Here is an 11,613-nt window from a genome sequence, read left to right on the forward strand (position 1 = left end):
TGACGCTGTGCCGTTCATTGCTAATCCGACTACAGTCACGGCTATCCGGCTTGCGTAGCAACGGTTACCTATTGCCCGGGGTCCGCCTACTTTTAGTCGGATTAGCAACAGTGGGCGTCCGCACGCGTGTGCCGGGAAGGCGGCGGTTCGGCGGGATCTTCAGCGGGGACTACGGGACCTTCTACGCGTTGTTCGGTTTCGGCTTCCTCTTCACCGCTTTCTTCAACCTCGACCGATGGCATCGAATCCTCTTCGGACAGTCCACAGCGGACTTTCCGGCGGTGCTGGGGCTGCTCGCGATCTGCCTGGCCTTCGCCTGGCGGGTGCTGCTGCGGCGGGGGTTCGTCTGGGCCGAACCGGCCGAACTGACCTGGCTGGACTTCGCCCGCGCCGATCGGCGCCGGGTGGTCGGCGCCCGGCTCCTGGTCGTGTGGTCGGCGGTCGTGCTCGCCGCGGGCTACGCCGTCGCGCTGGTCGTCGCCGCGGGAGGCGGCGGCCGCGACGTGTGGACCGCCGGTGTCGCGCTGGTGGCCGCATGCGCGGTGCTCATCTTCGCGACGGCGCGCCGTACCGCGCTCCGTGCCGACGTCGCGGGCCCGCTCGTGCTCGCGGTGACCGGGCTGGTGATCGCCGCGGCCGCGCTCGGCCCGCTGACCGTGCAGTACGTCGCGGGTGGTGTCCTGATCGTCGCGTGCGGCCTCGCGCTGGGCGGCGAGCCGGTCACCGGAGCCGGACGGCTGACGCTGGTCGAGGGCTGGAACGTCCGCGTGCTGCGTGCCGTCGCGGTGACGTTCATGGACCCGATGCTCGTCCTGCCCGAGTCGGCCCCGGTCGGACGGCTGTCGCTGCGCCGGCCGACCGCGCTGCGCCTGGCGTGGGCCGGTTTCGCCGGCCGGACGCGGTATCTCGGCGCCGCGGTCCTGCTCGCGCTCGGGGTCGCCGTCGCCAGGGTCGCGGTACCCACGCTGCCCGCGGCCATCCTGGTCGGGCTCGGCGCGTTCATCGCACTGGTGCCGTTCGGCGGCGGGCTCGGGGTGCTGTGGCGCAACCCCGGCCGCCGCCGCTGGCTCGCGACGTCCGACTGGGAACTGCGCGTGACACACGGCCTGCTGCTCGCGATCCTCGCGCTCGGCTGGTCGGCACTGCTCGTGGCGGTATCCCTGCTGGTGGGCGCCACAGTCCCGGTCATCGTCTGGCTCGCGGTGCCACTGGCGGTACTGGCCGTGTTGCGCGCGGTGACCCGGAAGGAAATGGACTACACGGACGGCCGAGGTTTCAGCATGGCGCGGCAGTTCGTCCGCGGCGTCGATGTGCTGGTCATCGGCATTTTGGTGCTCTCCGTGAAGGGCTAGGCCCGTCCCGTTCCCGCTTTCGGGGCATTCTTCACGGCCGTTCGCGGGCTACCCTCTCTGCGACGAGAGGAGTAGCGCGTGGGTGGCGGGCACGCACCGGGCGTCGGACGCCGGGGAACCAGCGAGTTCCCGTACGGCTGGAGCGACCGGCAGATCATCGCGGTGATCGAGGACGTCGCGAACCTTCCCGGCGAGCCACGTCGCCGCCAGCACAACGGCCGCTGGCGCTGCGCCGGGGAACGTTACGGCGTCCACGTCGTGGTGCTGGCCGACGAGGACGGCCAGGTGCGGACCGCCTATCCGGTCGGCGGCCCCGGCGTCGTGCGCAATCCGGACACCCCGAAGGACCCGGCGAATCCGACGCTGGAGGACCTCACCGACAGCCGGATCACCTACTACGCCGACCGCGTGCTCGACCAGCTGGCCGACCGGATCCCGGCGGCGGACTTCACGCACTACCGCGCGCTGCTGTGGGCGGGCGAGTGGGAGGAACTCGTCGATGTCCTCGCCGCGCATGCCGTCAGCGTCGACCTGAACCTGAGCACCGACGAGTTCGCCGACCTCGAGCGGCTGCTCTACTCCTACGAGATCCCGCTGCCCGGCTTCGCCTTCCTGAACGACCGGAACAAGATCCTGGAGCGGCTGCGGCCTAACTCGCCTGGGACAGTGACGGCCTCGGCGGCTCGGTAGCCACTCGCAGCTCTTCGAGCGAGAGGCCGACGGCGTCCGCGATCGCGGCGACCGTGAAGAACGCCGGTGTGGGGATCCGCCCGGTCTCGATCTTGCGCAGCGTCTCGACCGAGATCCCGGCCTCCGCCGCGACGTCGGCCATGCTGCGCCCTGCCCGCGCGGCGCGCAGGGCCAGCCCCAGCCGCTCGCCACGTTCGCGCTCTTCGTCCGTCAGCGGTACACGCACCATGGGGCCAATACTAATACCACCCCGCTACCACCCCAACGATCACCAGAGTTATCCACCCCCTGTGGACAACTCTGTGCACAGGTGTGAAAAGCCCATGTGGAAAGACCCCGCCGAGCCGAAGCTCGACGGGGCCACAATCCCTAGGGGGTTCAGGCGCCGGCAGGCACCGGAAGTGGGACACCGGGCAGTTTCTGGTCGTTCGGGACCTTCCCGTCCACCAGGTAGTCCTCCACCACCTTGTCCACACCCGCGTTGCCGCCGGCGTAGATGCCGTGGTCACCCTCGCCGGTCACGGTGATCATGCGCGAGTTCTCGAACGCCTTGTGCGCTCGCTGCGCGCCCTCGATCGGCGTCGCCGGGTCGTGCTCCGACTCGACGATCAGTACCGGCGGCACGCCCTTGCCGGTCATCGGCGGCAGCGGGGCCGGCGGGTTGTTCCAGAACAGGCACGGCTGGATGAACCAGCCGGCGCCGAGCAGCGGCTTCTGCTGGTCGATCAGCTTCTGCGACTGCCGGATGGCGCTGTTCGGGCTGCCGGTCCACGGTCCCTCGTTGCACGGGATGGTCCAGAAGCTCGCGTCGTAGGCGTCGCCGTCACTCGGCACCATCAGCGGCTGCGGGCCGACCACCTTGTCGTTGACCTTGGCCTTGACCTGCTTCGCGGCCTCGGCCTTCTGCTGCTGCGAGGCGCCGCCCTGGGTCAGCGTCCGGACGTTGACCAGGTACTGGGCCAGCGGGACGAAGTTCCGCTTGTTGTAGAGCTGGTTCGCGATGAACGAGTCGAGCGCGTTGGCCGAGACCGTGGTGCCGTCCACCGTCACCGGGTGCTGCGTCAGCGCGTAGCGGACCTGCTCGTAGGTCTGCCGAGCTTCCTCGCCGGTGGTGCCGAAGTGGTAGAGCTTGTCGTACTTCGCGATCCACGGGAGGAAGTCCTGCCGCCAGCGGCGCTCGAAGCCGAGCGGCTGCCAGTCGAACGACTTCTGCCAGGTCGTGGTGAACTCCGTCGAGGAGTCCAGCAGGAAGCGGCCGGTGCGGGTCGGGAACTGCTGCGCGTAGTGCGCGCCCAGCCAGGTACCCGCCGAGTAACCGGCCCAGTTGATCTTGTCGCGGCCGAGCAGGACGCGCAGCAGATCGATGTCGCGCACGGTCTGGTCGGTGTTGATGAGCGGGCCCAGTTCACCGGACTTGACCTGGCACGAGTGCGCCGCGTACCGCGTGGCGTCCAGGATCAGGTTGAGGTTCTCCTTGCGGCGGTCCCGCGGGTCGAGGTCGCTGCCCGTGCCGATGGCGCCACCGCAGGTGATGTTCGTGCTCTTGCCGGTGCCCCGCGGGTCCATCCCGACGATTTCCTGGTTGGCCCGCAGCTTGGCCTGGTTACGGAACCGGGCGGGGAAGTTGCGGCCGGGTGCGCCGGGACCGCCCGGGTTGGTGACCACGCTGTCGGTCGCCTTGCCGCTGGTCGCCTTGAGGCGGCTGACGGCGATGGTCAGGTCGATCTTGTCGTCGGCGCGGTACCAGTTGCGCGGCGTCTGGTAGGTCGCGCATTCGATGTCCTCGGCGCCCGGCGGCGGCGGTGTCGGCAGCTCGCTCGACGTGCACTTGTGCCAGGCCAGCTTCTGGTTCGCGTACTGCGCTGGAATGTTCGTGGAGTTCAGAGGCTGCTTCGCCTCCTCGCCCGCGAAGGCAGGCGTGAACCCGGCCAGCAGGGTGCCGGCCACGGCCGGGATCACCACCGCATAGCGGAGTTTCGTCATCCGGATGCCCCTTTGTGTCGGAATCTCTGGCTATTGATATCCGTCGGGGGCAGAGGCGGCAACCGCCCTTCGTCGGCATCGTCACCATCACTGATCGAATCGATACCGGACTGGGGTGACGATGTCGTACCCAGGTTCTAGTGTCGTGCGGACGCGGTGTCGCGCGAGTGTTAGGTGAGGTCTGATGTCGTCTGCCAAACAAGGCGGGAAGGTGCGCGGGTTCCAGTTCAGCCCGTGGAACCTGCTCCTGATCGTCCCGCTGTTGGTGCTGGTCACACCACTGTTCAATCTGGACGGACCCCGGCTGTTCGGGATGCCGTTCTTCTACTGGTTCCAGTTCGCGATGGTGCTCGTCGGTGTGCTCAGCACCGCGATCGTCTACTGGGCCACCAAAGGAAAACCGGTCAGTGACGAGCCGGATCGGCTGAGTGTGGACGACCTCGACGCGGGGAGCGGCGAATGAGCAACCTGCAATGGCCGGAGCTGGTCATTTTCACCCTTCTTTTTCTGTTGGTGACGGTGCTCGGCTTCGTCGCTTCGCGGTGGAAGGCGGGCAACACGCTCGACCATCTCGACGAATGGGGTCTCGGCGGGCGCAAGTTCGGCTCGTGGATCACCTGGTTCCTGCTCGGTGGTGACCTGTACACGGCCTACACCTTCGTCGCGGTGCCCGCGCTGATGTTCGGCGCCGGCGCGCTCGGCATGTACGCGCTGCCTTACACGATCATTGTCTACCCGATCGTGTTGCTCCCGGCGCTGCGCATGTGGTCGGTCTCGCGGTCGCGCGGGTACGTCACCCCCGCCGACTTCGTCCGCGGCCGGTTCGGCTCGCCGACGCTGGCGCTGCTCGTCGCGATCACCGGCATCGTCGCGACGATGCCCTACATCGCGCTGCAGCTCGTCGGCCTCGAGTCGGTGCTGCGCACGATGGGCCTCAACGGTTCCGGCATCGTCGGGCACCTGCCGCTGCTGATCGCGTTCGTGATCCTGGCGCTCTACACCTACCAGTCGGGCCTGCGCGCGCCCGCGCTGATCGCGTTCGTCAAGGACATCCTGATCTACATCGTGATCCTGGTGGCGATCATCTACCTGCCGATCAAGCTCGGCGGCTGGTCGCACATCTTCGACTCCGCGGCGGCGAAGCTGGCCAAGCCGAACCCGGCCACCGGGAAGCCGTCCGGGTCGGTCCTGCTGACCTCGAACAACCAGCTCCAGTACGCGACGCTCGCACTCGGCTCGGCGCTGGCGTTGTTCCTCTACCCGCACTCGCTCACCAGCGTCCTCGCCTCGCGCGGGCGCAGCGTGATCAAGCGGAACATGGTCGCGCTCCCGGCGTACTCGCTGCTGCTCGGCCTGCTGGCGCTGCTCGGCTACGTCGCGATCACTGCCGGTGTGAAGCCGATCAACAACAACGCGACCGGCAAACCGGACAGCAACACCATCGTGCCGGTGCTGTTCGACACCCAGTTCCCGTCCTGGTTCGCGGGCATCGCTTTCGCCGCGATCGGGATCGGCGCGCTGGTGCCCGCCGCGATCATGTCGATCGCCGCGGCGAACCTGTGGACGCGCAACATCTACAAGGAGTACATCAAGAAGAACGCGACGCCGGGCCAGGAGGCGAAGCAGGCGAAGCTCGCTTCGCTGATCGTGAAGTTCGGCGCGGTCGCGTTCATCCTGTTCATCGACCCGCAGTTCTCCATCGACCTGCAGCTCATGGGCGGGGTGATGATCCTGCAGACCCTGCCGGCGGTGGCGCTCTCGCTGTACACCCGGTGGTTCCACCGGTGGGGCCTGATCGCGGGCTGGGTCGTCGGCATGGGCTGGGGCCTGATCATGCTCTACGGCATCCCGAACCCGGCCAACGGCAAGAAGCACTTCGGCGGTTCGGCGCTGCCGCTGGGCGACCTGTCGATCTTCGGCTGGCACCCGTTCGCGGGCTCGGCCGTGCAGATCTACCCCGGGTTCGTGGCGCTGATCGCGAACATCGTGGTGGCCGTGATCGTCACCGTCATCGCGCGGCAGCTGAAGGTCGTCAACGGCACGGACCAGACCGAGCCGGAGGACTACCATGCCGACGAGCACGACAAGGACCTCCGCCCCATCGGCGTCCACTAGTCCACAGAGGACAGTCCGTGAAGGCCTCTTTACCGGCAACCAGTGCCGGTAAAGAGGCCTTCACGGCGTCCGGGCGACTAGCGTGGCGGGCATGAGCGAGTCGGTGAGCCGGTTTCCGGTGGTAGACCTCGAAGACCTGCCCGAGGACCTACGCGAGCGGGTCGGCGAGATCGCGCGGAAGTCCGGGTTCGTGCCCAACATCTTCCGCGCCCTCGGGCACCGGCCCGCCGAACTGCGGGCCTTCCTCGATTATCACGACGCGCTCATGGACCGCTCCGACGGGCTGAGCAAGGCCGAACGCGAACTCGTCGTGGTCGCCACCTCGGGCGCCAACCACTGCACCTACTGCGTCGTCGCGCACGGCGCGATCCTGCGTGTCCGCGCCAAGGACCCGCAGCTCGCGGACCGGGTGTCGAGCAACCCCTGGCAGGTCGAACTCGACGAACGCGGCCGGGCGATCGTGGACCTCGCGCTCGCACTGGCCCAGGATTCCGCGCTCTTCGGCGAGGCCGACATCGACGCCGCGCGCGAGGCGGGCCTGACGGACGACGAGATTTGGGACGTCGGCGCGATCACGGCGCTCTTCGCGATGTCGAACCGGCTCGCGCACCTCACGGCGTTGCGGCCCAACGCCGAGTTCTACCTGCTGGGCAGGCTGCCGCGCGAGTCGTGAGCCCGGTCAGTACCGGTAGAACGGGCCCGGCAGATCGCGCCGGACCTCGAACCTGGCCAGGAGCAGGCCGAAGAGCGCGCGGACGCGGTTGAACGGTTTCGTCCAGATCCGTGGTGCGGGGCCGTAGTAGCGCGGGTCCTCGTGCGGGGTGAAGGCGTCGCCGGTCAGCACGACCACCTCGTGCCCGCGCGGGCAGTGCCCGGACACCGAGATCATGCCGGGGGTCAGGTTCTCGACCCAGTCGACCTCGTCCACGCCGAGCAGGGTCCGGCGATCGCATTCGGCGCAGTAGACGACGAACATCTCACAGCTCCAACCGCCAGGTCTCACCGATCAGCTTCGGCCCGAAGTTCTCGGTCGGCTCCTCGCCGACCAGCCGGAAGCCGTTCTTGCGGTAGATGTCGCGGGCTGCCGTGAGCACCGAGACGGTCCACAGCTCCATCGCCGCGTATCCGGTCGCCCGTGCGAAGCCCACACATTCGCCGACGAGCCGCTTGCCGGCGCCGAGGCCACGCGCGCTCGGCTCCACGAGCAGCAACCGGAGCTTCGCGACCTGCGGGTCCTCGGCGCGCATGCAGAAGACACTGCCCACACGCTCGCCGTCGACCTCGGCGATCCATCCGGCCTGGCCGGGATCGTCGCGGCGGTCGGCGAAATCCGCGACGACCCGCGCGGTCAGTGCCTCGAACCGGTCGTTGAATCCGTACTCCCGGGCATACAACGCTCCGTGACGATGCACCACCCATCCGAGGTCACCCGGGCGTGGGGACCGCAAAACCAGCGAAGGCGCCGCGGGCCGCCCGCGCACCACTCCGGCGATCGTGTCCATCGCGCCGAGCAGCCGTCGCTGGTCCTCGTCGGGGAACTGTTCGAGCAGTCCGCCGATGCGCTGGGAGCTGCGCTCGTTGAGCATCGCGAACGCGTCGGTGCCCGCCGGGGTCAGCCGGACGAGCTGGCGTCGGCCGTCCTCGTCGCAGCGTTCCCGGACGACCAGCGCGCGGGTCTCCAGCCTGGCGAGCAGCCTGCTCGCGTACCCGGCGTCCAGATCGAGCTTTTTGCGCAGGTCGGCGACGTAGACCTGGTCGTGCTGGGCGAGTTCGAACAGCACCCGCGCTTCGCTCAGCGAGTACTCGGCGTCGGCTGGTCCCTCGTCGAGAACGCCGATGACCCCGGTGTACAGGCGGTTGAAGGCGCGGACCGTGGCGACCCGGTCGGCAAGCTGCGTGTCGTTCACTGACCACCTCAACAAATTCGTTGACGCGGTCAACCATTACTCCGAAAGGAGGCCGCGGGCAACTCATTTGCTGGCCTCTTGCACAGTGGCCGGACATATGGAAACCCCGTGATGCTGCCAGGTCGGGGGTCCGCCAGCATCACGGGGTCGTAGGGGGTATCGACACAACTTTCTGTGGCGTTACACCCTGAGCACTATGTGGTGTAGGTCACTCGAATGGGCGACGACTACGTGGGTGACGCGTCAGCGCATGTAGCCCTGGCGCGCCTGAGCGATGGCGATCAGTTCCTGACGAACGGTCGCGGTGGCCGCGGTGTCAATCGCCCGGTTCAGCGCCCGGCGAGTGCGAGCCTCGGCGCGGCGGGCACGGAGCTTGGCGGCGATGTTGTTCATCGGTTTCTGCATCCCCTTCGAGGGTCTCGGTTGCTGTGTCTCTAGTATGCACCTTTTTTCACAAGGAAGCGAACGAATCGACGGTGACATGGCGCACTTGCCGATGAATCGTAGGCAAACTTGGCTTATCGCCGGAGAGACTTCGTGTCGCCGGTCACGTTTCGCTAACGGCCTAGAGCTGTCTAAGTATCTCTAGCTTTCAAGCTATAGAGCCTTAGGCAGGCGCATACTCCGTGAGAGAGGTACGGGAAGCTCAGTCGCGGCCGAGCAGGTAGTGGCCGAAGTGCGGCACCGTGAACGCGATCTGCCCGCGCTCGGCCGAATACACCAGGCCCTTCTTCATCAGGCTGTCCCGCGCCGGTGACAACGACGAAGGCTTACGGCCCAGGTAGACGGCCACATCGGCGGTGCCTGCCGCCTCGTCGCGGCCCTGGGTCAGCTCGGCCATCGCGAGCAGGTACTCGCGCTCTGCCGGGGTCGCGCGTTCGTAGCGCGAGCCGAAGAACCCGACGGCGAGCTCGGCTTCGGCCTCGGGGGCGGCGACCTGGACGTCCTTGACGGTGATCGGATCGGCCGGGGCCGCGTCCCAGGCCGCCTTGCCGTAGGCCTGGATGAAGTACGGATAGCCGCCCGAGGCGTCGAACAACGCGTCCAGCGCCTCGGGCTCGATCCCGGCGTCCTCGCGCTCGATCGGCGCCATCACCGCGATGTCGGCGTACTCGCGGTCGAGCCGGTCGATCCGCGCGTAGCGGAAGAGCCGCTCGGAGTACGACTTCGACGCCGAGAGCACCGCGGGTACGTGGGGCAGCCCGGCCCCGACCACGACCAGCGGTGCCCCGGACTGCGACAGCTCATGACAGGCCGCGCACAGCGCCGAGACGTCGTCCGGCTGGAGGTCCTGCATCTCGTCGATGAGCAGGGTGACGCCGGTGCCGACGTCGGCGGCGAGTTCGGCGACGTCGGTGAACAGCTCGACCAGGTCGATCTCGATGTCGCCGGAGTCGGCGCGGCCCTGCGCGGCCGGAACGTCGATGCCGGGCTGCCAGCGGTCGCGGAGCTTCGCGTCGGCCTTGTTGGCGCGCAGTGCGAACGCCTTGAGCACGGCGAGCACATCTTCGACGCGGTCCGGCGCGCGGTGCCGTACCGCGAGGTCCCGGATCGCCCGGTGCAGTGCCGCCGACAGCGGCCGCCGCAGCTCCGCGTCCGGTCGTGCCTCGATCTTGCCCGCGCCCCAGCCGTGCTTGATCGCCATCGAGCGCAGCTCGCCGAGCAGCACCGTTTTGCCGACCCCGCGCAGTCCGGTCAGGACCAGACTGCGTTCGGGGCGTCCGCGCGCGACCCGCTCCAGCACCACCTCGAACGCTTTCAGCTCGCGTTCGCGGCCTGCCAGCTCGGGCGGCCGTTGACCGGCGCCCGGGGCGAAGGGATTGCGGATCGGGTCCACTCTGCCACGTTATCGGGGTATCTAGCGTGAGCCCGATATTTGCGGATACGGACCTAGCGCGTGTTGGCCAGGTTGGCCCGGATGGACGAGTACCCGCCGTTCGCGGGAGACGGGCGGGTCTGCAGCCCCGCCCCCTGACCTGTCTAGTCGGTCAGGTTCCGCTCGGCGTAGACACGCATCGCGTCACGGATGTACTCCGCCGTGCCCGCGCCGTACTTCTCGTCGTACTTGCCATAACGCGGGTCGTCGACGTACAGCTGGCCGAGACCGGCGAAGTAGCACTTCGACACCGAGGACGCCGCGGGCCGCAGCCACTCGTACAGCCGCTGCGTGATCGCCTGTGTCTCGGCGCCGTCGACCGGCAGTCCGGTCGAGTGCGCCTCGCCGAACGCTGCCGCGATGTCGAGCTGCTCCTGCTGGAACGCCTTCTTCTGCTCGTCGCTCAGCGAGCGCCACCAGTCGGCACTCTTGCGGTAGGCGTCGGCGCCCCAGCGCTCGGTGACCTCCTTCTCGTACTTCGTGTGGTCGAATCCCTCGAACACTTCGTTGGCCATGAGTCGTTCACCTCCCTTCAGTTTCTTCACCGTGGTGCGGACCGACTCGATCTGTCGCGCCAGCCGCTGCTGTTCCTGTTCCAGCAGCTCCAGATGCGTTTCGAGGGCAGCGACGCGGTCCTGTTGCCCGTCGAGCACCTCGGCGATCGCGGGCAGGCCGAGGCCGAGTTCGCGCAACAGCAGGATCCGCTGCAGCCGGACGAGCGAGTGCTCGTCGTAGTAGCGGTAGCCGTTGCCGCCGATCCGGCTGGGCTCGAGCAGGCCGATCGCGCCGTAGTGGCGCAACGTCCGGCTCGTCGTCCCGGCGGACTTGGCGAGGTCCTGGATGGACCACTCCGACCGCGTCATCTGCCCGCCTCCCTCCTGATCTCGTCGGTGAAACCAGGTTAAAAGTTGACGTAACGTCAAAGTCAACCCTCGTGCCGCTAGTGCTCTATCTCGCTCGCTAACGCCGTCTACCGCTATCTAGGGCTGGAGCAATATTCGGACATAGGCCGCTAGTACCGGTTTGGTGCCGGGCTGTGGGGGCATTCAGGGCGTAGGTTCGCGTTGCAGGCTTCGGAACAAGGAAGGCAAGGACCGTGATACTCCGCCGTGTGGCAAGACCACTGCTCGCCTCGATCTTCATCTTCGGCGGGATCGGTGCGCTGAGGGACGCCCAGGGGCACGCGAAGGCCGTCGAACCGTTCCTCACCGACACGTTCGACAAGGTCGAGGGCATCGTCCCGGACGCCGTGCCGCGTGATCCCGCGACCCTCGTCCGGATCGACGCCGCGGTGAAGGTGACCGCCGGGCTCGCGCTCGCCGCGGGCAAGGCGCCGCGCCTGGCGTCGCTGGCCCTGCTCGGCAGTCTCGTGCCGACGACGCTGGCCGGGCACCGGTTCTGGGAGAGCAAGGACCCGGCGGAGAAGCAGCAGCAACAGATTCAGTTCATCAAGAACGCGAGTCTGGCCGGTGGGCTGCTGCTCGCGATCGGCGACACCGCGGGTAAGCCGTCGGTGGGCTGGCGTGCGCGTCGCGCCGCGAAGAAGGCCGGCGACTTTTCGGAAGACCTCGGCAAGAAGGCCGAGAAGCGCGCGAAGAAGCTTCGCAAGAAGGCCGCCAAGGCCCTGCCTGGCGACTGACCCCAAGCGTGCTGAAGGGGACTTTCCTCGCATGAGATGCGAGGAAAGTCC

At 67.9% G+C, this 11,613-nt stretch carries 13 protein-coding genes; 6 read left to right on the plus strand and 7 right to left on the minus strand.

All coding sequences use genetic code 11. The features are described 5' to 3' along the window. Positions 1-110 precede the first annotated feature (110 nt). Positions 111-1,352, plus strand: a complete 1,242-nt coding sequence (locus ACFW0G_RS18990; RefSeq protein ID WP_378326625.1) for a hypothetical protein — start codon at positions 111-113, stop codon at positions 1,350-1,352. A gap of 78 nt (positions 1,353-1,430) precedes the next feature. Further along, complete coding sequence (locus tag ACFW0G_RS18995) at positions 1,431-2,042, plus strand: EndoU domain-containing protein (RefSeq protein ID WP_378326626.1); 612 nt, start codon at positions 1,431-1,433, stop codon at positions 2,040-2,042. On the opposite strand, the gene ACFW0G_RS19000 is transcribed toward ACFW0G_RS18995, so the two are convergent. Then, entirely contained in the window at positions 2,002-2,271 is a 270-nt protein-coding gene (locus tag ACFW0G_RS19000) for a helix-turn-helix domain-containing protein (RefSeq protein WP_378326627.1), read from the minus strand. The genes ACFW0G_RS18995 and ACFW0G_RS19000 overlap by 41 nt on opposite strands. A 149-nt stretch (positions 2,272-2,420) precedes the next feature. Continuing rightward, positions 2,421-4,025, minus strand: coding sequence for an alpha/beta hydrolase (locus ACFW0G_RS19005; RefSeq protein WP_378326628.1), 1,605 nt, complete (start codon positions 4,023-4,025; stop codon positions 2,421-2,423). Positions 4,026-4,209: 184 nt separating this feature from the next. Here ACFW0G_RS19005 and ACFW0G_RS19010 point away from each other — a divergent pair, with 184 nt between their 5' ends. The 3 genes from ACFW0G_RS19010 (at position 4,210) to ACFW0G_RS19020 (ending at position 6,813) form a co-directional block, all read left to right on the plus strand. Continuing rightward, complete coding sequence (locus ACFW0G_RS19010) at positions 4,210-4,488, plus strand: DUF3311 domain-containing protein (RefSeq protein WP_378326629.1); 279 nt, start codon at positions 4,210-4,212, stop codon at positions 4,486-4,488. Beyond that, complete coding sequence (mctP, locus tag ACFW0G_RS19015; protein WP_378326630.1) at positions 4,485-6,140, plus strand: monocarboxylate uptake permease MctP; 1,656 nt, start codon at positions 4,485-4,487, stop codon at positions 6,138-6,140. The genes ACFW0G_RS19010 and mctP overlap by 4 nt, the downstream gene beginning before the upstream one ends. Before the next feature lie 91 nt (positions 6,141-6,231). Beyond that, a complete protein-coding gene (locus ACFW0G_RS19020; protein WP_378326631.1) occupies positions 6,232-6,813 on the plus strand; it encodes a peroxidase-related enzyme in 582 nt (193 codons plus the stop codon). 6 nt (positions 6,814-6,819) lie between these two features. Here the strand turns inward: ACFW0G_RS19020 and ACFW0G_RS19025 are convergent, their stop codons facing one another. The 5 genes from ACFW0G_RS19025 to ACFW0G_RS19045 form a co-directional block, all read right to left on the minus strand. After that, complete coding sequence (locus ACFW0G_RS19025) at positions 6,820-7,116, minus strand: hypothetical protein (RefSeq protein WP_378326632.1); 297 nt, start codon at positions 7,114-7,116, stop codon at positions 6,820-6,822. 1 nt (position 7,117) lies between these two features. After that, on the minus strand, positions 7,118-8,047 hold the full coding sequence (locus ACFW0G_RS19030; RefSeq protein WP_378326633.1) for a GNAT family N-acetyltransferase: 930 nt from the start codon (positions 8,045-8,047) through the stop codon (positions 7,118-7,120). A 243-nt stretch (positions 8,048-8,290) separates the two neighbouring features. Next, on the minus strand, positions 8,291-8,452 hold the full coding sequence (locus ACFW0G_RS19035) for a hypothetical protein (RefSeq protein ID WP_345396244.1): 162 nt from the start codon (positions 8,450-8,452) through the stop codon (positions 8,291-8,293). A gap of 241 nt (positions 8,453-8,693) precedes the next feature. Continuing rightward, positions 8,694-9,884 carry an AAA family ATPase gene (locus ACFW0G_RS19040; protein ID WP_378326634.1) on the minus strand — a complete coding sequence of 397 codons (1,191 nt, stop codon included), beginning with the start codon at positions 9,882-9,884 and terminating at the stop codon, positions 8,694-8,696. A gap of 143 nt (positions 9,885-10,027) precedes the next feature. Continuing rightward, entirely contained in the window at positions 10,028-10,786 is a 759-nt protein-coding gene (locus tag ACFW0G_RS19045) for a MerR family transcriptional regulator (RefSeq protein WP_378326635.1), read from the minus strand. A 233-nt stretch (positions 10,787-11,019) separates the two neighbouring features. Here ACFW0G_RS19045 and ACFW0G_RS19050 point away from each other — a divergent pair, with 233 nt between their 5' ends. Continuing rightward, entirely contained in the window at positions 11,020-11,562 is a 543-nt protein-coding gene (locus ACFW0G_RS19050; protein WP_378326636.1) for a DoxX family membrane protein, read from the plus strand. The last annotated feature ends 51 nt before the right edge of the window (positions 11,563-11,613 follow it).

The sequence above is a fragment of the Amycolatopsis sp. NPDC058986 genome, from assembly GCF_042741125.1.
In the GTDB taxonomy this organism is placed as follows: domain Bacteria; phylum Actinomycetota; class Actinomycetes; order Mycobacteriales; family Pseudonocardiaceae; genus Amycolatopsis.